18 protein-coding genes are annotated in these 21,210 nt (G+C 68.7%); 12 read left to right on the top strand and 6 right to left on the bottom strand.

What is annotated here, in order from left to right; genetic code table 11:
- Positions 1–20 precede the first annotated feature (20 nt).
- From AC07P1_RS09515 to AC07P1_RS09490, 6 genes are read right to left on the bottom strand one after another with little or no spacing between them, the layout of a single operon-like run.
- Positions 21–1,721, bottom strand: a complete 1,701-nt coding sequence (locus AC07P1_RS09515; protein ID WP_494695556.1) for an ABC transporter substrate-binding protein — start codon at positions 1,719–1,721, stop codon at positions 21–23.
- A 10-nt stretch (positions 1,722–1,731) separates the two neighbouring features.
- On the bottom strand, positions 1,732–3,036 hold the full coding sequence (locus AC07P1_RS09510; protein WP_494695555.1) for an SfnB family sulfur acquisition oxidoreductase: 1,305 nt from the start codon (positions 3,034–3,036) through the stop codon (positions 1,732–1,734).
- 2 nt (positions 3,037–3,038) lie between these two features.
- Positions 3,039–3,851 (bottom strand): ABC transporter permease, encoded by an 813-nt coding sequence (locus tag AC07P1_RS09505; protein ID WP_494695554.1) that lies wholly within the window; start codon positions 3,849–3,851, stop codon positions 3,039–3,041.
- Entirely contained in the window at positions 3,848–4,834 is a 987-nt protein-coding gene (locus tag AC07P1_RS09500; RefSeq protein ID WP_494695553.1) for an ABC transporter permease, read from the bottom strand. Before AC07P1_RS09500 ends, AC07P1_RS09505 begins: the two co-directional genes overlap by 4 nt.
- Before the next feature lie 10 nt (positions 4,835–4,844).
- A complete protein-coding gene (locus AC07P1_RS09495) occupies positions 4,845–6,602 on the bottom strand; it encodes an ABC transporter ATP-binding protein (protein WP_494695552.1) in 1,758 nt (585 codons plus the stop codon).
- Positions 6,593–7,978, bottom strand: a complete 1,386-nt coding sequence (locus AC07P1_RS09490; protein WP_494695551.1) for an LLM class flavin-dependent oxidoreductase — start codon at positions 7,976–7,978, stop codon at positions 6,593–6,595. The genes AC07P1_RS09495 and AC07P1_RS09490 overlap by 10 nt, the downstream gene beginning before the upstream one ends.
- A 241-nt stretch (positions 7,979–8,219) precedes the next feature.
- Here AC07P1_RS09490 and AC07P1_RS09485 point away from each other — a divergent pair, with 241 nt between their 5' ends.
- The 12 genes from AC07P1_RS09485 to AC07P1_RS09430 all read left to right on the top strand — a co-directional run bounded on the left by AC07P1_RS09485 (position 8,220) and on the right by AC07P1_RS09430 (position 21,201).
- The gene (locus AC07P1_RS09485; protein WP_494695550.1) at positions 8,220–10,295 is read left to right on the top strand and encodes a TonB-dependent receptor; all 2,076 of its coding nucleotides are present in this window, start codon (positions 8,220–8,222) and stop codon (positions 10,293–10,295) included.
- Entirely contained in the window at positions 10,295–10,717 is a 423-nt protein-coding gene (locus AC07P1_RS09480) for a MerC domain-containing protein (RefSeq protein ID WP_494695549.1), read from the top strand. Before AC07P1_RS09485 ends, AC07P1_RS09480 begins: the two co-directional genes overlap by 1 nt.
- A complete protein-coding gene (locus tag AC07P1_RS09475; RefSeq protein WP_494695548.1) occupies positions 10,714–11,454 on the top strand; it encodes an ABC transporter ATP-binding protein in 741 nt (246 codons plus the stop codon). Before AC07P1_RS09480 ends, AC07P1_RS09475 begins: the two co-directional genes overlap by 4 nt.
- Positions 11,451–12,710: an ABC transporter permease gene (locus AC07P1_RS09470; protein WP_494695547.1), complete on the top strand. Its 1,260-nt coding sequence runs from the start codon at positions 11,451–11,453 to the stop codon at positions 12,708–12,710. The genes AC07P1_RS09475 and AC07P1_RS09470 overlap by 4 nt, the downstream gene beginning before the upstream one ends.
- On the top strand, positions 12,707–13,345 hold the full coding sequence (locus tag AC07P1_RS09465) for a DUF3299 domain-containing protein (RefSeq protein ID WP_494695546.1): 639 nt from the start codon (positions 12,707–12,709) through the stop codon (positions 13,343–13,345). The genes AC07P1_RS09470 and AC07P1_RS09465 overlap by 4 nt, the downstream gene beginning before the upstream one ends.
- A 593-nt stretch (positions 13,346–13,938) precedes the next feature.
- On the top strand, positions 13,939–14,376 hold the full coding sequence (locus AC07P1_RS09460; protein ID WP_494695545.1) for a helix-turn-helix domain-containing protein: 438 nt from the start codon (positions 13,939–13,941) through the stop codon (positions 14,374–14,376).
- Positions 14,373–15,125 carry a substrate-binding domain-containing protein gene (locus AC07P1_RS09455; RefSeq protein WP_494695544.1) on the top strand — a complete coding sequence of 251 codons (753 nt, stop codon included), beginning with the start codon at positions 14,373–14,375 and terminating at the stop codon, positions 15,123–15,125. The genes AC07P1_RS09460 and AC07P1_RS09455 overlap by 4 nt, the downstream gene beginning before the upstream one ends.
- A complete protein-coding gene (locus AC07P1_RS09450; protein ID WP_494695543.1) occupies positions 15,118–15,930 on the top strand; it encodes a substrate-binding domain-containing protein in 813 nt (270 codons plus the stop codon). Before AC07P1_RS09455 ends, AC07P1_RS09450 begins: the two co-directional genes overlap by 8 nt.
- Positions 15,931–15,952: 22 nt before the next feature.
- The gene (locus AC07P1_RS09445; RefSeq protein WP_494695542.1) at positions 15,953–17,059 is read left to right on the top strand and encodes a TAXI family TRAP transporter solute-binding subunit; all 1,107 of its coding nucleotides are present in this window, start codon (positions 15,953–15,955) and stop codon (positions 17,057–17,059) included.
- 4 nt (positions 17,060–17,063) lie between these two features.
- Entirely contained in the window at positions 17,064–18,932 is a 1,869-nt protein-coding gene (locus tag AC07P1_RS09440; protein ID WP_494695541.1) for an SLC13 family permease, read from the top strand.
- The gene (locus AC07P1_RS09435) at positions 18,932–19,969 is read left to right on the top strand and encodes an ABC transporter substrate-binding protein (protein ID WP_494695540.1); all 1,038 of its coding nucleotides are present in this window, start codon (positions 18,932–18,934) and stop codon (positions 19,967–19,969) included. Before AC07P1_RS09440 ends, AC07P1_RS09435 begins: the two co-directional genes overlap by 1 nt.
- A gap of 128 nt (positions 19,970–20,097) precedes the next feature.
- Entirely contained in the window at positions 20,098–21,201 is a 1,104-nt protein-coding gene (locus tag AC07P1_RS09430; RefSeq protein ID WP_494695539.1) for an extracellular catalytic domain type 2 short-chain-length polyhydroxyalkanoate depolymerase, read from the top strand.
- Positions 21,202–21,210: the final 9 nt, after the last annotated feature.

Genomic DNA, 21,210 nt, shown 5'->3' with positions numbered 1-21,210 from the left:
ACCCTGACTCATTGCCATCCTTATGTTTTGGTCAGCCAGACATTGGCGAAGTTGTTGCGCGTCTGCGCGGGGAATTCATCGACATTGCGCAAGCGGCTGGAATAGATCGAGAACCACTTCACCTCCAGCAGCGGCAGCACCGGCAAGTCGGTTTGCACGATCTGCTGCAGGCGCTTGTAGTTGACGACGCGCTGCGCCGGGTTTTCGCCGGAGCGGCTTTGTTCGAGCAGCGCGTCGACTTCCGCGTTGCTGTAGCCGGACGCCTTGCTCCAGGGGACGCCAACCCTGTCGCCGCGTTTGCCGTAGCGGATTTCCAGACTGGCCTGCGGATCGCGTATCCAGCCGCCCCAGGAACTGATCAACTGGAAGTCGCGGTTGGTGAACACCTCGCGCGACCAGGTCGACAGGTCCTTGGCCCCGAGGCTGGCGTCGATGCCGATGCGGCGCAGCGCCTGGCGCACAAATTCGCCGGTGCGGCGGTAGTCGTCGCCGAACGGAATGAAGTCATGCACCAACCGGAAGCGCCAGCCGCCGGCCTTGCGCGGATAACCCGCCTGGTCGAGCAGTTTTTCGGCCAGCGCCGGATCGAACGGATAGCGCGGCAGGTCGCCGGTGTGGTACTCGGGTATCCCCGACGGCACCGGGCCGTCGAGCGGCGCCCCATAGCCGCCCCACACGGTCTTGACCAGCGCCGCGCGGTCGATCGCGTGCGCGATCGCATGGCGCACCGCCTGCCTGCCGAGGATCGGATCGCGCAGGTTGAACTCGAGCCAGAACGAAGTCGGCTCGTACTGGCGTGTGTCCAGCACCAGGCTATCGAGCTTGCGCAGCCGCGCGGCGTCGCTGAAGGTGACGGGATTGCGCACCGCGAAATGCGCCGCGCCGGTCTCCAGCGCGGCCGCCCGGCTCGACGAATCGTTGATGACCTTCCAGACGATGCGGTCGAGATAAGGCTGGCCGGCCAGGTAATAGTTGGGATTGCGCTCCAGGACGATGTGGCTGCCGCGCTGCCACTCCTTGAACATGAACGGGCCGGTGCCCACCGGCTTTGTGTTGTACGGATTGGTGGCGAGGTCCTTGCCGTGGTAAAGATGGCGCGGCAGGATCTGTCCACTGTTGGTGCCCAGATAGCGCGTCAACACCGGCCAGCGCTGCTTGAGCCGCAGTACAACCGTGAGGCTGTCCGGCGTGTCGACCCGCTCGATCACGGCCGAGATGTTGCTGACGCTGCGTGGCCATATCTCCTCTATGGAATATTTGACATCGTCGGCGGCGAAGGCGTGGCCGTCGTGCCAGCGCACGCCGGGGCGCAGCTTGATCGTCACGGTACGTCCATCGGCCGACGTGACGAGGCCCAGCGCCAGGCGCGGCACAAGTTCGCCGGCGTTCCCGTCGGCGAACAGGCGGTCGTAGATTTTGGAAGTGATCAGCGAGATCGGATTGGCGCCGTTCAGATGCGTGGCCAAGGTTGGCGGCTCCGGATAGGCGATGCCGACCAGCGTCCCCCCACGCACCGGCGTTTCGGCCGCCGCATCCTTAATTGTAGCCGCCGCGCCGGCGCTTGCGGTGGCCATGAAGGCGGTGGCTGCCGCGCCATGGGCATGGGCGCCCGCCGGCAGCAGCCCGCCCGCCAACGCGGCGCCGGCCCAGCGCAGCAGGCGGCGGCGCTGGTCGTCGGCGATGCCGGCATATACCGGGTTTCGGTGTGGCGTTTTGGTCATCGCGGCCTCCTTATAGACCAGCGGCTAGGCGCGGCACCGGCGGTGCCCCGGTGACCGGCTCCGGACCTTCGGGCATCGCTTTCGGCGGCTTGTCGTCGGCCAGGTACTTGGCGCGGCGCAGCGGCGCCTTGTCGTTCAGGTAGTAGTTGCCGACGTCGAAAACACGCCAGCGCACCGGATCGTGCAGCGTGTGGGTGCGGGCGTCCCGCCACAGGCGGTCCAGCGCATGCTCGGGCGCCGTCGAGCGGGTGCCGGCCAGTTCGAACAGCTTATTGGTAATCAGCAAAGCGCTGGCGGTGCTGGCCGCGCGCACCTCGGACACGGCCACCGCCGCCCGGGTCCAGTGGTCCGCCAAGCCGCTAGCATAGGCGCGGTCGATCGCACGGCCCGCGCGCTCCAGCAAGGCCTCGGTCCCGTGCAGCGACACGGCCAGTTCGCCAAGTTCACGAATGCTCAACTGGTCCTCCTCCCACACCGCGTCGGCCGGGGCGTCGTCCGCCTTCGGATTGCGCTGGCGGATAAAGGCCACCGTCGCCTCGAAGGCGGCGCGCGCCAGGCCAGTATCGATCGCCGCGTGCATAATCTGGCCGACAGGTCCGACCGGTTTGACATGGTCGGGCGTCACGCTGTGCGGCACCAGCCATTCGGCCTTGAGCGGCGCGCTTTCCGCGATCACCGTGCCGCTGGCCGTGGTGCGCTGGCCGAACGAGGCCCAGTCATCGACGATGCGTATGCCCTCGGCCGCACGCGGATAGATGGCCAGGAAGTGCCGCTTGTCTGCGTCGGCCACCGCGATCGGCACCCAGTCGGCGAACAGCGCGCCGGTCGAATAGTATTTGCGCACGCTGACGCGGTAGGCGTCGCCATCGGCCGTCAGGCTGACCTTGCGGTCCTCGGGCTTGCGCACGTCCGGTTCCACCAGCGCGTTGCCAAAATGATCACCCGCGAGCACGCGTTCGAAGAAGAACGCCTTTTGCGCGTCGCTACCTTCGTGGCGGATGATCTCCAGGATGAAGTAATGGTTCTGCGGGATCTGCCCTATCGAGCCGTCCGCCGCCGACAACACTGCGAACACCTCGGCCAGCGTGGCGTAGGACACGCCGGCGCCGCCGTACTCCTTCGGCACCGTGATGCCCCACAGGCCGCTCTGGCGAAGGCGCTTGAGTTCATGCACGGGCAGGCGCCGTTCGCGGTCGCGCAGCGCCGCGCCGGGCGCGACTTCGGCCGCCAGCGCGCGGGCGACGTCCAGTGCCTCGGCGTCGTCGCGGATGATGTGCGCCTTGCCGGCGCCGATGGATGTGATGTGGGTGGTCATGATCAGTCTCGCAGCTTGGGGTTGAAGTACTGGTTGAGCGAATCGCCCAGGATGTTGAGCGACCAGACGGTGAGCATCACCGCAAGGCCGGGGATGGCGATCATGTACCAGCCGGTGCGGATCGCCTCGCGGCCGGTGCCGATCATCGCGCCCCAGCTGACGGCATTGGGGTCCCCCAGGCCGAGGAACGACAGTCCCGACTCGGCCAGGATGCAACCGGCGACGACGATCGAGGTGCTGACGATGATCGGCGTCAGCGCGTTGGGCAGGATGTGGCGCAGCACGATGCGCGGGTGCGACATGCCGGCCGCCAGTCCCGCCTGCACGTATTCGCGGTTGCGCAGGCCGAGCACCTCGCCGCGCACCACGCGCGCGGTATGCGTCCAGGAGGTCACGGCCAGCGCCAGTACCACCACCCAGACGGACGGCGACAGCAGCGCCACCATGATCGCCGCCAGCAGGAAGCGCGGCACGATCTGGAACACGTCGGTCACGCGCATCAAGACATTGTCGACCCAGCCGCCGCAGTAGCCGGCCAAGGTGCCGGTGACGACGCCAAGCAGCAGCGTCAACGCGCCCGCGGCGGCGCCGACCAGCAGCGACACGCGGGCGCCGTGCGCCAGGCCGGCGGCGATGTCGCGCCCCATCAGGTCCGAGCCGAGCGGATGGCGCCAATCCTCGCCCGGCCACAGGTAAGGGGCCAGCGACATGTCCTGCGGATCGCCCGGGAACAGCAGCGGCGCGAACAAGGCGAATAACAGCACCGACAACAGCACCGCGACGCCGATCTTTGCCTGGAAAGTCATGTTCTTCATGCCAGCTCGATGCGCGGGTCGAGCCGCGCCATGAGTAGATCGGTGAGCAGGCTGACGGCCATCACCACCAGGGAACTGAGGAACAGTATCGACAGCAGCAGGTTGGTGTCGCGGGCGCCGACCGCGTCGTAGGCCAGCTTGCCCAGACCGGGCCAAGAAAACACCGTCTCGATGACGATGCTGCCGCCAAGCAGTTCGCCGACGCTGGCGCCGGCAAGGGCCAGCACCGGCAGCAGCGCGTTGCGCAGCGCGTGGCGGAAGTACACGAGCCGTTCGGACAGACCTTTCGAGCGCGCGGTGCGGATGTAGTCCTCCTGCAGCGCGTCCACCATCGAGGCGCGGGTGAAGCGCGCGTATACAGCGCACGAATACACGGCGAGGGTCAGCATCGGTAACGCCAGATGCCACAGCACGTCCCGCACGTCCGCCCAGCCCTCGAGCGCGACGCCCTCCACCTCCCGCATGCCGCCGATGGGGAACATTTGCAGCTTGACGCCGAACAGCACCACCAGCATCAGCGCCAGCCAGAACATCGGAATCGAGTAGCACAGCGCCATTAGCGCCGTCACCGAGCGGTCGAACCAGGAACCGCGATGGCGCGCGCACAGCATGCCTATGGTCACGCCGGCCACCAGCGCGACGGCCAGCCCGCTCAGGCCGAGCAAGGCGGTGGCGCCGATTCGGTCGCCGATCAACTCCGCCACCGGCGCGCCGTAGCGGTGCGAGTAGCCCAGGTCCAGCATCAGCAGCTTTTTCAGGTAGGTCAGCAACTGCATGTGCAGCGGTGCGTCCAGGCCGAACGAGGTGCGCAGCTCCGCCAGTTGTTCGGCGGTGCCGCCGGCGTTGTCGCCCTGGCCGGACTCGCCGGCGACGACTTCCGCCAGGTCGCCCGGAGCGAGCTGGATCAGCGCGAAGTTGAGGATGCAGATGCCGAGGATGATGGGGATAAATTGCGTCAGCCGGCGTTTGAGATAGGTTTTCATGGGGCGGTCCTCATGCCATGCGCGCCAGCGGCGCGTGCGTCCGCACTGGTGGCGAGGGCCATGCCGGCGTCGCGGCCATCAGCTGGCGGGTGTAGGGATGCGAGGCGGCGCTGAACAGGCGGTCGCGGTCCACGGTTTCTACCACCTCGCCCTTTTGCATCACCATCACGCGGTCGGCCATGTAGTTGATCACGGCCAGATCGTGCGAGATGAACAGGTAGGACAGGCCGAACTCCTGCTTGAGATCGACGAACAGGTTCAGTATCTGCGCCCGCACCGACACGTCCAGCGCCGATACCGGCTCATCGCAGATCAGCAGTTTCGGCCGGAGGATCAGTGCGCGGGCGATGCCGATGCGCTGGCGTTGGCCGCCGGAGAACTCGTGCGGATAACGCGCCACGGCGTCCGCCGGCAGGCCGACCGCGTCGAGCATGGCGCGCACGCGGCGCTGCCGCTCGGTGCGGTCGCGCTGGCCCTGCACCAGCTGGACTTCTTCGAGCATGTCGCCGACGCGCAGACGCGGGTTAAGCGAGGCGTAGGGATCTTGGAACACCAGTTGCACCTTCGCCCGGTGCGGTCGCAGCGCGCCGCCACGCAGGCGGGCGATATCGACGCCGTCGAGCACCACCTCACCCGACACCACGGGATTGAGGCCGATGATGGTTTTGCTCAGCGTCGATTTTCCGCAACCCGATTCGCCCACAAGACCGAGGGTTTCACCTTGCCCGATGGCCAGCGAGACACCTTTGACGGCGGAGATGGTGCCGTAGCGGGTGGAATACTGCGCGACCAGATCGCGCACGGATAGAACCGCCGGCGCCGCCGCCGGCGAATCGTGCAATGGCGCGCGGACGCTGCCCGGAGTGAAGGTAAAATCGTTCTCCCCCGGAGCCGCATCGTCCACCCTGCGCATTTCGGCCAGCCTGACGCGCTTGTAGTGGCTGTCCGCCGCCACGTGCAGGGTGGCCTCCAGCAGTCCCCGGCTATACGCGTGGCGCGGCGAGAAGAAGATCTCGTCGCGCGTGCCCTCCTCCACCTTGCGCCCCGCGCGCATCACCGCCACGCGGTCGGCCCACTGCCCGACCACGCCCAGGTCGTGTGTGATCAACAACAACGACATCGACAGCTGTTCGCGCAATCCGGCCACGAGCTCCAGCACCTGCGCCTGGATCGTGGCGTCGAGCGCGGTGGTGGGTTCGTCCGCCACCAGCAGGCGCGGTTCGCAGGCCACCGCCATCGCGATCATCACCCGCTGCCGCTGTCCGCCCGACAGGTGATGGGGGAAATCGTCCACGCGCCGATGCGGGTCGGCGATCCGCACCAGGTCCAGCAGCTCGATGGCGCGGGCGCGCGCCGCCGCCCCTGTCAACCCCTTGTGCCGGCGCAGCACTTCGATGATCTGCACGCCGATGCTCAGCACGGGATTGAGCGATGTCATCGGGTCCTGGAAGATCATCGCGACGTCGTTGCCGCGCACCCCGCGCAGCACCGATTCGGGCGCCGCCAGCAAGTCGGTGCCGTCCAGGAGAATCTCACCGGCGGTGCGCGCCTTCGCCGGCAAGAGCCGGGTGATGGCCGCCGCCACGGTCGATTTGCCGCAACCGGATTCGCCCACCAGCGCGACGACCTCGTTGTGGCGGATCGACAGGTTGAAATCGGTGACGGCGGCGCCGCCCGGATAGCAGACCTCGAGTCCACGTATCGCCAGCAAAGAGGATGCGTCGTCGCGGCCGGCCTGCGCCCGGCGCCATGCGGGTGTCATTTCCATGGGCGGTACGAGGCGGCGGTGTGGTTGGCGGGCAGGCGCGCGCGGTCGCGGCCGAACAGCTTCTGGCGCAGCGTTCCCGTCTCGTAAGACGTCTTGTACAGGCCGCGCTGCTGAAGCTCGGGGATGACCAGGTCGACAAAGTCGCTGAAGGTCTCCGGCGCCACCGTGCGTGTCAGGTTGAAGCCATCGAGGTCTGTTTCGCGCACCAGCTTTTCGATTTCATCGGCCACCTGGGACGGCGTGCCGACGATGGCCGACTGCTGCGACCCGAAGCCGCGCGTGGCCAGCAACTGGCGCCGCGTGGTGCCTGGGGCGAAGCGGCGGCCGCGCGCCTCGCCCACGCGGCGCAGGCGGTTCGGATACAGGTCCTCCAGCTTTTCCTCCGTGATCTCCTCGTCCAGGCCGAACTTTTCCAGGTCCACGCCCATGCCGCTGACCATATGGGCCAGCGATCCCTGCGCGCTGGCATACTGTTTGTAGTCTTCGAACTTCTCGCGTGCCGCTTTCTCGCTGTGGTCGGTCACCACGGTGAGACTGGAGAACACCTTGATATCGTCCGCCTGCCTTCCGGCGTCCACCGCCAGGCTGCGGATATTGGCGACGATGCGGGCGGTGCCGGCGCGATCGGGGCCGCCTGTGAACACGCATTCCGCATGTTTGGCCGCGAACTGATTTCCGCGCTCGGAAGCGCCGGCCTGGAACAGGACCGGCGTGCGCTGGGGCGACGGCTCGGTGAGGTTGTAGACGCCGTCCACCTTGTAATACGGGCCCTCGTGGAAGATGCGATGGATCTTGGCCGGGTCGGCATAAATGCCGCGCACACGGTCGGCCAGTACGGCGTCGTCCTCCCAGCTACCCTCAAGCAGCTTGTAAAAGACCTCCAGGAAGTCGTCGCCACGGTCATACCGGTCGTCGTGGTCCTGCAGCTGCTTCAAGCCGACGCCGCGCGCGGCGCTGTCGAGATAACCGGTGACGATATTCCAGGCCACCCGGCCGGAGGTCAGGTGATCGAGCGTCGCCATGCGGCGCGCGAACAGATAGGGGTGCTCATAGCTTAAATTGCAGGTAACGCCGAAGCCGAGATGCTCGGTGGCCTGCGCCATGATCGGCACCACGTACGTCGGATCGTTGACTGGCAGTTGCACCGCCTCGCGCGCGGTGGCGTCTATGCCGCCGCCCAGCACATCGTAGACGCCAACGATATCGGCCAGGAAGACGCTGTCGAACAAGCCGCGCTCAAGCAGTTTGGCCAGGTCAGTCCAGTACTGCGGTTTGGTGTAATCGACGGAGTTGTCGCGCGGGTGCTTCCACAGGCCGTGGTGTATGTGTCCCACGCAGTTCATATTGAATGCGTTCAGGCGTATCTGTTTGGTCACTGACGATCTCCGGCAAAAGCTGAGCGATTTACTCAACCGGGGTGCAGCTTATCCGCCGCGCTATCGTTTTAGAACCAAGCGATTTTCAGTTCGATATGATCGTTCCGCGTATAAGGTAAGCACGGATTCGGGATAAGGCCACAATTCGACGCGCATGGCGCAAATGCAACCGTATTGCATTATGCGGCGCAGCCGTTTATTATTGCAACCTTCTTGCATTTACTGCCTATTCCCGACTCTTATGATTTCACGCTCCGTCCACGCCCTCTCCCCCGCCGTGCTATTCGCCTTCGCGCTGCAGGGCGACGCCATGGCCGGGGAGGACCCGCTCGAGTGGGCGCCGGACCAGATCGTCGAGATCAAGGGCAGCAAGACCGACGACGGCCGCGTGGCGCCTAGCGCCGCCGCCAGCGGCCTGCCCGGCACGGTGACCACGATCACCGCCGACGACATCGCCACATTGGCCGTCGGCCGCGATATGTCGAACGTCTTCCAGCGCGTGCCGGGCGTGGTCGCCAACAACATCGACCAGGGCGACACCGGCAACGGCTTCCGCATGCGCGGCTTCGCCACCCAGGGCACCCACGGCGCCGACACCGCCGTCACCATCGACGGCGTGCCGCAGAACATCCCGTCCAGCCAGGGCGGCGCCGGCCACGGCCCGGTCTTCCTCGAATGGCTGACGGCGGACATGATCGCCACCGTCGACGTGATCAAGGGGCCGGTGTCGGCGCTGTACGGCGATCAGAACCGCGCCGGCGCGGTCGCCATCGACACCCGCGAGGGCGGCGCCGCCACCCCGTCCAGCGCCGCCCTCACGCTGTCGAGCTACGGCGGGCGCCGGGCGTCGCTGACGCTGTCGGGCGATTACGGCGCGGTGCGCTCGCTGCTGGTGGCCGACCGCTTCCGCATGGACGGCTTCCGCCACGGCGCCCGCAACGAGCGCGCCAACGTGTTCTGGAAGCTGTCGACCAATATCGGCGACGGCGTCTACAGCCTGCGCGCCAGCCACTACAGGTCGGACTACGCGGGCGCCGGCTACCTGCCGCTGCCGGCCCTGCAAGCGGGACTCGATCCGCACAGCGCGCAATTCGGCCTGCCCGGCTTCGGCGACGCCCACCGCACCAGCCTGGTGTTCAACCGCCGCCCGAGCGGCGACGCCGGCTGGTTCGCCAGCGCCTACGCCGAGGATTTCGAACGCAGCCGCGCGATCGCCACCAGCGCCACCCAGCACACCTTCGGCTACGACGAGCGCAAGATCTACGGCGCGCGCGCCGGCAACACCTGGCGCTTCGGCGACGACGCCGTGCTGACGGCCGGCGCCGAAACCCGCATCGATCGCGGCGACGCGCTGCGCCGCCAATACCAGTTCCACCGGCCGACCGCCAACTATCTCAACAACCAGGATCTGGACCTGCAATCGTACGGCGCCTTCGTGCAGGGCCAGTACCGCGTGGCGCCCTCGCTGAAACTGCACGCCGGCGCCCGCTACGACCGTTTCGACTACGACCTGCTCAACCGCAAGCTGCCGGCCGCCTCGACCGGCTACCGGGGCGCGGCGTTCACGCCCAAATACGGCGCGGTCTGGAACGCCCTGCCGGACCTGGAAGTGTACGCCAACGTCGCGCAGGGCCTGCGCTCGCCGTCCGCCGAGCAGATCAGCTCAAGCGGCAGCCTCGGTCCGCTCGGCGCGTCCGGCGGCCGTATCAACGCGGACATCGACCCCAGCAAGGTGCGCTCGCACGACCTGGGCGTGAACGCGCGCCCGGCGGCCGGTTGGGACGTCGGCGCCTCGGTCTACTCGATCCGGAACGACGACGAGATCATCAACACGGCGCCGGACGTCTACCTGGCCTCCGGCCGGACCACGCGCAAAGGATTCGAGTTCGACACGCGCTACCGGTTCGACCGCGCGCTCGGCGCCTACCTGAGCTACGGCCGCATCCTGCGGGCACGGCTCGACAATCCGCCGCCGGGGAGCGGCGCGCTGCTCTCGGTGCCGGCCCACACCTGGAAGGCCGGCGCCCAGTACCGCGACCGCGTCGGTCCGGGCACCCTGAGCCTCAACGGCGACGTCTATGTGACCTCCCGCAACCCGTACTACAGCGGCACGCCCTCCGCGCGGCGCGACATGCCAACCTACGTGCGCTACACCCTGAAGGCCAGCTACGACTACCGCAAGCTTCTGGGCTCGCTGGCGGTGACCTTGCAGCCGCACGAATTTGCCAGCGACATCGCCTACGGCAGCGCCGCCGGCCTGCTGGTGTCGACGGTGCCGCGCACCCAGCTCGAAGCGTCGCTGCGCTACTTCTTCTGATGGCGGGGCAAACGATGAACAAGCTGGCCGGCATCGCCAACGCCACCGGCATCGCCGCCTCCACACTGTGCCTGCTCCACTGCCTGGCCATGCCGCTGCTATTGCTCGCGCTGCCGGCACTGGGATGGGCCGCCGGCGAACACACGCACAAGGCGCTGATCGGGGTGGCATTGGTGGCGGCGCTGTTGTCGCTCGGCCCCGGCTACCTCGCGCACCGGCGCGCGCCGGTGCTGCTGTTGGGCGGCGCGGGCCTCGCCGGCCTGGCGGTGGCGGTGTTCCTGGTGGGGCCGCGCTATGGCGAATCGGCCGAGACCGCGCTCAGCGTCGCCGGCGCCATCCTGCTCTGCGCCGCCCATCTGCGCAACGGGGTTTGCTGCCGCCGGGCGGCAGCCGGCAAGCTCGCGCATGAAGACCGGCGATGACGCCGGAACTCGAGGTTTCGTCAGTCGGCGCGCCGCCGGCCGTGGCGCTCGATGGCCTGCGCTTCGCCTGGCCCGGCGCACACTATGCCTGCCTCGACATTCCGGGATTCGCGATCGCGCCGGGGGAACGCCTGTTCCTGCACGGCCCCAGCGGTTGCGGCAAGAGCACGCTGCTCGGCATCCTGGCCGGCGTGATCGTGCCGGCGGCGGGCGCCGTGAGGATCGGCGGCGTCGACGTGGCGGCGCTGCCGGCGGGCGCGCGCGATCGCTTCCGCGCCGACCACGTCGGCATTATCTTCCAGCAGTTCAATCTGCTGCCCTACCTGTCGATACGCGACAACGTGCTGCTGCCTTGCCGCTTTTCGGCGCAACGGCGCCGGCGCGCATCGCAAGACGGCGTGAGCCCGCGCGCCGAGGCGGACCGCCTGCTCGGCCGCCTCGGCATCGATCCGGCGCTGCGCCAGCGGCCTGTCGCCGAACTGAGCGTCGGCCAGCAGCAGCGCGTGGCCGCCGCCCGCGCCCTGATCGGCGCGCCCGACCTGATCGTCGCCGACGAACCGACCTCCGCCCTCGACGCGCGCAACCAGCGCCATTTCCTCGATCTGCTGCTGGCCGAATGCGCCGCGCCGTCGTCATTGGTGCTGGTGAGCCACGACCTGCGCCTGGCCGAGCGCTTCGACCGCAGCGTCGCGCTGGCGGACCTGAACCGCGCCACCCGAATGGACAACACGGAATGACGATGCTATCGCTGGCCTGGCAAAGCGCGCGCAGCCGCCGCTACGCGCTGCTGCTCGCGCTGGGCTCCATCATCCTGTCGGTGGCCCTGCTGCTGGCCGTCGAGCGCCTGCGCCACGGCGCGCGCGACAGTTTCACGGCCGCGCTGTCGGGCACCGACCTGATCGTCGGCCCCCGCAGCCACCCGGTGCAATTGCTGCTGTACTCGGTGTTCCACATCGGCGAAACCGACGCCGGCATGACGTGGGACAGCGTGGAGCGCATCGGCGCGCACCCGGCGGTGGCCTGGACCATTCCGCTCACGCTGGGCGACTCGCACCGCGGCTTCCCGGTGGTGGCGACCACCACGGCCTACTTCGACCACTATCGCCATGGCCGCGCGCAAGCGCTGACGTTCTCAAGCGGGACACGCTTCAACGGCCTGTTCGACGTGGTGATCGGCGCCGAGGTCGCGCGCCGCCTCGGCTACCGTTTGGGCGACGAACTGACCCTTAGCCATGGCGCCGGCCATGCCGGACATGCCGACCACGAAGACAAGCCGTTCACCGTGGTCGGCATCCTGGCGGCGAGCGGCACGCCGGTCGACCGCACACTGCACATCGGTTTGCAGGCGATGGAGGCGATCCATCTGGACTGGCACGGCGGCGCGCACGTGCCGGGCGTGTCGATCGGACGCGCGGAACTGCACAAGTTCGACCTGCGTCCCAAGCAGGCGACGGCGGTGCTGGTCGGGTTGAAGCAGCGCGCCGCCGTCCTGCGCATGCAGCGAATTTTCGGCGCCGACGACAAGGAGGCACTGTCGGCGGTCATTCCCGGCGTGGCGCTGCAACAGCTGTGGGATATCACCGGCGCCGCCGAACGCGTTTTGCGCGCGGTGTCGTTGCTGGTGCTGGTGGTGGCGCTGGCCGGCCTCGCGGCGGCGGTGCTGGCCGGACTCGGCGAGCGGCGGCGCGAGCTGGCGATCCTGCGCGCGGTCGGCGCCCGTCCATGGCAAATCTTCTTGCTGCTGGTGTGCGAAGGCCTCGGCCTGACCATCGCCGGCGCCGCCGGCGGTTTCGCGCTGGTGGAGGTGGCATCGTTCGCGCTGGCGCCGCTGGCGTTGGCGAAATGGGGCCTGGCGATCGACGCTTCCGCCCCCGGCCTGGGCGAAGCATGGCTGCTCGCCGCCGTCGTCGGCGCGGGCCTGATCGCCAGCATCGTGCCGGGTGTGCGCGCGTATCGACTCTCGCTGATCGACGGATTGGCGCCGAAGGTATGAGCAAACACAAGACCCTGACGCTGGCCGTGGCGATGGTGGCGCTCGCCGGCGTGGCGCTAACCGGCTGCAAGGGGGAAGGCAAACCAGCCGCACCCGCCGCCGCCCGGGTTGCGCCCAAGGAGGCACCGCCACCCCACGCGATCGACATGAAGCCGGCGACGGCGCCGTTCGAGGAGATCGAGTGGTTCGCGCTGGTTCCGGCCGATTGGGAGCCGGCCAAGACCTTCAATGAAGACATCGCGCGCCTGCAGGACAACGATCCGCGCGCGATGACGGCGCTGGCCAAGCTGCGCGAGGCGTGGGCCACCGCGCCGGTCGAGCCCTCGATGGACGGCGCGCGGGTGCGCATCGGCGGCTACGTCATCCCGCTCGACGGCGAGGGCCGGGCGTTCCGCGAATTCCTGCTGGTGCCCTACTTCGGCGCCTGCATCCACGCCCCGCCGCCGCCGGCGAACCAGGTCATCCACGTGTTCTCGGGCCAACCGATCGACGGCGTCAAGATGATGGACGCCGTCTTCGTCAGCGGCACCTTGCGCGCCGCCCGCAACCGCGCGCCCGACAGCGCCGCCGGCCTGCTCGACGCCGTCGGCTACGACATGCAAGCGCATTCGGTGAAGCCGTATCATACTGAATAACCGGGGCCGGATATAAGCCGGACTCCCTCCTGGATAATCGTCGGGCGGGCATTTTTCGCAACCGATCTTTAATTACCCGGCTATCCCCTTACTCCACCGCGCCAATATATTCCCCGCGATTCCCGCATCCAGCCGCCTCCTTGAATTAATAAAGAAAAGCCACGCCGGCATGGCACGGGAAAACCTGACCACACCCAAGCTGTTAATTTTTAAATATCAAAATTAATAAAATGGCTATCCGCCTCTTTTATTGACCGCCGCGTTATCCGGATGAGTCGAGTTCTAAAATAAAAGTGTTGCATTTTTCTTATTTCTTGCGATGGTGTTGTAAGCAAATGCCCGACGCCAGATAACGTCAGAATAGAATGTTTTTCGTGGCCTAATATTTATCCGTTGGCAACAAACAATATTGGGCTAATATGAACGATCTTCTTTTACTGGGACGCAGTTCGGACGCAACCGACGAATTGGCGAATATCTTCCAAAATGCCGGCTATAAAGTCGTCGAAGTTAAGGATGTGATCGCTTGCTGCCGTCAGTTACGACAAAATATTGCGTCGACAGCAACCCCCGACGCGCCGCCGAGGCAGGACTTGCCGGCGGCTAACGACCACCGCGCCATTACCATTCTCAACGCCGACTCCACCAAGGCGGGCCGTCGCGCCGACTCCCGCGAGGAGCAATTGCGGGAGTGCATCGTCAGCCTGGCCCGCCAGTTGACGCCGGGCTGGCGCCTGAGCATGCGCCACCGGCATCTGGAAACGCCGGGCGGCGCGGTGATCGAGCTGACCAGCCTGGAGTTCACCTTCATCAAGATGTTCACCGTGGTCGAGGTCGGCGAGGCCGTGTCGCGCAAGCTCATCGTGCAGGCTTTCGGCGAGGACTACCTCAGCTACGACCAGAACCGCATCGATACGCTGGTGCGCCGCCTGCGCCAAAAGATCGAGGTGCGCACCGGCGTCAAACTGCCGCTGAACACGGAGCGCGTGCGCGGCTTCTCGTTCGGCGACGCCTTGATCATCGACCTATGAGCGCGCCCGCCCCCCGCCCGGCGCCGGCGCTGCAGCTGACCGGCTCGACAACCTTGCAGCCGCGCATGCAGCGCGTCGCCGAGTCGTACATGCGCGATCACGACGCCCGCATCGTCATCAACGGCGGCTGCGGCACCGCACGCGGCTACAAGACGCTGCTCGACGGCGTGACCGACATCGCCATGGCCAGCGCCACCCGCTCCGACGTGCTGTCGGCCACGGCCGGCGCGCGCGGCCCCGCCTTCCACGAAAGCGTTCTCAGCCGCGACGCCATCGTTCCCGTGGCGCACCCCGGCAACCCGGTCGGGACCCTGACCTTGCGCCAGCTGTGCAATATTTTCACGGGACGCACGGACAATTGGCGCGCCTTGGGCGGGCCCGACGCGCCGATCGAGGTGCTGGTCGGCCCGCCCACCGGCGGCGTCTCGATCAGCTGGCGCCAGCAGGTGCTGGGCGCGGACGACACCTACACGCCCTCGTGCCTGGTGCTGGACGCGGCCGCGCGGCTGGCGCGCGTGGCGCTGCGGCCGTTCGCCATCAGTTTCATGCCCGAGGCTGCCGTGCTGGCGGCCCCGGTGAAAACGCTGCGCGTCGACGGCATCGCGGCCGGCCTGTCGCCGCAACGCTACCCCTTGCACGCGCCGATGATGCTGGTCACGCTAGGCCCGCCGGCGCCGGCGGCGGCGCGCTTCATCGCCTACGCCATCGGCGCCGGCGCGCCGGCCGCGCCGGGAGAACCGCGTGAATAGGCGCGACGCCTGCGCCGTGCTGGCCGGCGCGCTGGCCGGCGCTGCGTGCGCGCCCAACGGCGGCATGGCGCGCCACTCGCTGCTGATCAGCGGCGCCGACGCCATGCTGCCGCTGGTCAGGGCGCTGGTGCAAGCCTTCCTGCGCGAGCGCCGGGCGCTCGACGTCATCGTCGAACGCGGCGGCTCGCTGCCGGCCTACATCGCCGCCAGCCGGCGGGCCATCGACGTGGCGGCGATGACCCGCGCGCTCTCCGACGCCGAGGACGGACCCGGCGCCCGCCAGCACCTGATCGCCCGCGACGACATCGGCATCATCGCCCACCGCACCCTGCCGCTGACCAACCTGACGCGCGCCCAGGTGCGCGGACTGCTCACCGGCGCCATCGCCAACTGGCGCGTGCTCGGCGGGCCGGACCGGCCGGTGACGGTGTACGCCCATCCGCGCGGCGCGCCCGCCCGCCAGTCGACCGAACAGCTGCTGCTGGACGGCGCCGACTTCTCGCCGGAGGCGCGCGAGCTTGCCGGCGCGGCCGCGCTGGCGGCGGCGGTGGCAGCCGATCCGGGAGCCATCGGCTATCTGGCCGGCCACGCGCGCGCCGGGCGCGAGCCGGTGACGCTACTGTCGGTCGACGGCGTGCCGGCCACCGCCGCCACCGTGCTGTCCGGACGTTACCCGTACACGCACGGCTTCCACCTGCTGCTGCACGGCGAACCCGGCGGCGAGCGCGACGCCTTCGTGCGCTTCGCCCGCGGCGGCGCCGGCCAGGCGCTGGTGTCCGGCTTCGGCCTGGTCGCCGTTTGCTGACCGACCTCGACGGAAAGCCACCATGCCCCACCTTCCCACCTTGGCGCCGCTGGCGCGCCGCTGGCGTCAACACGGCCGCGCGGCGCGCGCGCTGGCGGCGGCCGGCATGCTGGCGCTGGCCGCCCTGGCGGGCGCCTCGCTGCTGGCGCTGCTGCCGCACGACTACGCGCTGACCATCTCCGGCGGCGACCTCACCGGCAACCGCCACTTCCTCGCCCGGGCGCTGCAGGAGGCGGCGGCCGGCAACGGCGTGCGGCTCGCGCTGCGCCCGACCGGCGGCTCGCAGGAGGCGCTGGCGCTGGTGGCGGCCAACAAGCTCGATCTGGCCTTCATCCAGGGCGGCCTCGATCAGCCCGACCAGAACGTGGTGCAGGTGGCCACCGTGGCGCCGGAGCTGCTGCACTTCCTGGCGCGCCCCGGCATCGACGGCATCACCGCGCTGCGTGGCCGCCGCGTCAACCTCAACACCCGCAAGGGCGGCACCCGCCTGATCGCCCACCAGATCCTGGCCTTCGCCGGCCTGCGCGCCGGGATCGACTACATCGAATCGAACATCGCCACCGAACAGCTGCTCGAGCAGCGCGGCGAACGCCTGCCCGACGCCATCGTCATCACCTCCTTCGCGCCGTCCGACGTGGTCAATTACCTCGTCAACGAGCAGGGCTACCGGTTGCTGGAGGTGCCGTTCGCGCCAGCCTTCGCGCTGCGCCACACCTGGGCCACCGAGGCCGAGATCGGCGCCTACACGTACAGCGGGGCGCCACCGGTTCCGCCGCGCGCCATCAAGACCGTCGGCATCAAGCTGCGCCTGGTGGCCAACCGCCACGTCGACGCCGGCGCCATCGTCAAGTTGCTGGAGACGCTGTACGGCCCGGCGCTGGCGGCGCGCCTGCCGATGCGCCTCGACGAACAGGCCATCCTGTCGGCCGGCGGCTCGGCGCCGTCGGAGGGCACGCGCCGCTTCATCGACCGCGACAAGCCCTTGTTCTCGCGCGCACTGCTGGAACAGCTCAAGGCCACCATCGGCCTGGCGGTATCGGTCTTTTCGGCCGTACTGGTGGTGCTCAAGTGGTTCAACGCGGCGCCGTCGGGCGATCCGTCGGCGGGCGCCGACAAGCACAAGGAGTAGGCCGATGCGATCCCCCGAATCCGATGCCCGCGCCAGCATGGACACCGCCGCGCACCTGCTGGACGACGCCCTGCTCGGCCGTGCCAGCCGCCCCAGCCTGGCACGCCTGCTGGCGCAGGCGCGGCGGCGCCAATTCGTCGCCGGCGGACCGATCTACGCGGCCGGCGACGCCGCCGACTGCTTCTACCTGCTGCTCGACGGCGCCGTCACCCTGGTCTCGCCGCTGGGCAGGCGCAGCCCGGTGCGCGCCGGGCGCTTCGGCGAGGAGGCGGCGTCGGACGCCCACGCCTACCTGACCGGCGCCGTGGCGACGGCGGACACCACCGTGCTGTGCCTGCCGCGCGCGGCGATGCAGGCGCTGGCCCAGGCCAATCCGGCGCTGCGCACCGACCTGCTGCTGTCGCTGGCCAGCCACCTGGCCGGCGAAACGCTGGCGCGCCAGCCGCGTTGTTCGTCGGCGCCGGCGCCGGCCGCCGCGCGCCCACGCCACGTGGCGCCCGGCTGGCTGCTGGTGATCACGCTGCCGCTGCTGACCCTGGCCTTCGGCGACGGCCTCGGCGTCGGCCGTGGCGGCGTGATCTTCCTGGCAATCTTCTCGGCGACGATAGCGATGTGGATCTTCAGCCTCGTCGACGACTACATCCCGGCGCTGTTCGCGCTGCTGGCGACCTTGCTGACCGGCCTGGTGCCGGTGCCGGTGATCCTGTCCGGCTTCGCCTCGGACGGTTTCATGATGGCGCTCAGCACACTGGCGCTGGGCACCGTGGTGGTCAGCTCGGGCCTGGGCTACCGCGTCATGCTGCTGCTGTTGCGGCGCCTGCCCAACCGCCAGGGCTGGCACAACGCCGGCCTGTTCGCCACCGGGTTGTTGCTGACGCCGATCATCCCCACCGCCAACGGCCGCATCGCCCTGCTGGCGCCGTTCTATGCCGACATGGTCGACAACCTGCGACTGCGCGCGCCAGGCCCGGCCGCGGGCCGGCTGGCGCTCAGTTGCTTCGGCGGCGGCACGCTGTTCTCGGCCATCTTCATCACCAGCAAGTCGGTCAACTTCGCCGTCTTCGGGCTGCTCTCGCCGCAGGGACAGGACCACTTCCAGTGGATGGCCTGGCTGCGGGCGGCGCTGGCGACGGGCGGCGTGCTGCTGGCGGCGCAGGCGGTGGTCATCGCCCTGGGCTGGCGCAACGCGGAGCAGCCCCATCTGTCCCGGTCACGGCTCGACCGGCAGTGCGCGCTGCTCGGCGCCCTGACCGGGCGCGAGCGGGCCGCGCTGGCCGGCGTCGCCTTCATGGCGGCCGGCATCGTCACCGGCTCGCTACACAAGGTGCAAGCGCCGTGGTTGGGCTTTGCCATGCTGTTCGGGCTGCTGCTGTACGGCACCCTGGACAAAAAGGAACTGCAGCAAAAGGTCGACTGGACCTTCCTGCTGTACCTGAGCGGCGTCACCGGCATCGTCGCCGCCTTCGACCACCTGGGGCTGGACCGGGCGCTCGCATCGCGCCTGCCCAACCTGGGCGCCGCCATGCGCGACCACTTCGCCCTGTTCGTGCTGGCGCTGTACGCCGTCGTCAACCTGATCCGATTGGCCGCGCCGAGCAACGCCACCACGGTGATCCTGGCCGCCATCCTGATGCCGTTGGCGCAGGTCAACGGCGTGAACGAATGGCTGGTCGGCTTCATCATCCTGGTGTTCTCCGAGATCTGGTGGCTGCCCTACCAGTGCAGCTACTACCTGCCGATGCGGCAGATGAACCGCGCCGCGCCGCTGTACGACGAAACCCGCTTCCTGCTGCTCAACGCCATGCTGAACCTGGTGCGCCTGCTGGCCGTGTACGCCGCCTTCCCCTACTGGAAAATGCTGGGGATACGCTGATGGGCCGCCTCGAAAAAACCCTGCCCGGCCTGTTCATGTGCGGCGCGCTGCTGCTGTTCGGCTGGTACAACGCCAGCAAGCCGAGCATCCTGGTACTGCACAGCTACGATCCGGAGTACGCCTGGGTGCGCGACATCAACGTCGGCCTCGACCGCGTACTGGACCGCAAGTACCTGTACCAGGTGCGCTGGTACTACATGGACACCAAGCGCCATCCGTCGGCCGCGTTCAAGGCCAGCGCCGGCGTCGCCGCGCGCAACGTCATCGACACCGCCCGGCCGGACGTGGTGATCGCCATCGACGACGACGCCCAGGAGTATGTGGCGCGCCACTACGCCAACGATCCGCACATCAAGATCGTGTTCGCCGGCGTCAACCGCGACGCCGCCGACTATGGCTACGCGCGCGCGGCCAACGTCACCGGCGTGCTCGAACGCATTCCGCTGGCCGCCATGCGCGAAGCCCTGCGCAGCGCCGGCGGCTTCAAGGCCTTGTCGCGGCCGATACGGGTCGCCTTCATCGGCGACCGCTCCGAGACCGTCGGCGGCGACGCCGGCCAGGTCCGGCGCTACGCCTGGGGGCCGCTGGAATTGGGCACCGTGCTGCAGGTCGACACCTGGGCCGAATGGCAGGCCGGGGTGCTGGCGTTGTCCGCCAGCCACGACGTCGTGCTGGTGAGCGGTTACCGCCGCCTGCGCCGCGCGGCCGACGCGCGCCTGCCCGCGCTGGTGCCGGCGCCCGAGGTGGTGGCCTGGACCGAGGCCCACTCGGCGGCGCCGGTGGTCTCGTTCAACGGCTTCTACATCGAGGACGGCGGCATGCTGGCGATCGGCAGTTCGCCGTATGAACAGGGCGAGCTCGCCGGCCGCATGGCGCTGCGCCTCGCGCTCGGGGAAGGCCCGCCGGCCATGCCGCCGGTGATGGCGTCGCGCCAGTTCATCGTCACGATGAACGGCGCCGCCATGCGCGCCAGGGGCTTCGAACTGCCGCTGGTGTACGAGGCGGCGGCGCGCACCGGCGACCAGTATCTGCCTTGATCCGCCTTGATGCCTTTCCCGTGGCGCATGGTCAGCAATGGCCATGCCCGGGCGCCGCGCGCTCCCTATAGTTGAACGGCAGCGCCTTCGGCCTGCGTTACGTCCGACCCACTCCTGAAAGGTAGATCATGACACGCCATATCCCCGCCGCCCTGCTGGCCGGCGCCTGCCGGCTCGCGCTGGCCGAACCAGCCTCCCTGCCCGCCCTCGGCGCCGACCTGACCCGCACCACGGTATCCGGGCTGTCCTCCGGCGCCTTCATGGCCGCCCAGCTGGCCACGGCGTACTCGTCGCGCTTCGTCGGCGTCGGCGTCATCGCCGGCGGCCCCTACTACTGCGCCGGCACCTACCCGTCGCAAAGCCTGATGGCCAACGCCACCACCACCTGCATGACACCGCCGATAGCGGCGGCCGGGCCCGACGCCGGCGTCTCGTGGATCCACGCCAACCAGTTCGCCGAGGAGGGCTTGATCGACCCGGTCTCCCATATCGGCAGGCAGCGGCTCTACGCGTTCAGCGGCAGCGGCGACCGCACGGTCAAGACCATCGTCGTCGACGCCGTGGAAAAATACTACCTGAAGGCGGGCGTGCCGGCGGCGCGCATCCTGTACAACAAGAGCAGCCCGGCCGGGCATGCGATCGTCACGAAAGTCGACAGCGACGTGCCCTGCGCGCAGACCAGCGCGCCGTACATCAACAACTGCGGCTTCGTCCAGGCCCACGAACTGCTGCGCCACCTGTACGGGGCGGGCACCCGGGCGGCCAACGAGGCCACGCCGGCGGGCCGCCTGACCGCCTTCTCGCAGAGCGACTTCATCGACAGCAAGCGGGCCAGCATGGACAACGTGGCCTACGTCTACGTGCCCGACGTGTGCAAGCGCGAGTCATGCGCGGTGCACGTCGCCCTGCATGGCTGCGAACAGGGTGCCAGCAAGATCGGCAACCGCTACCACGGCGGCACCGGCTACAACCAGTTCGCCGACACCAACCGCCTCATCATCCTGTACCCGCAGGCGGTGGCCTCGGCCGGGATACCGGCCAACCCGAAGGGCTGCTGGGACTTCTGGGGCTATTCGACGGCCACCAACACGCCGCCCTACGATCCCAAGCAGCCGCCGTTCTTCGCCAAGGGCGCGCCGCAGATGGCCGCCATCGTGCGCATGATCGACCGCCTGGGTCTGCCGCGCGGCACGCAGCCCGCCGTCGCCGCCCCCTCCGCCAACCGCCCTTGAAAAGGACTC

This window comes from Duganella sp. GW821-FHT07F09 (genome assembly GCF_059418705.1).
Note: the sequence above shows the minus strand (reverse complement) of the source record. Positions and strands in the feature narration are given on the sequence as shown.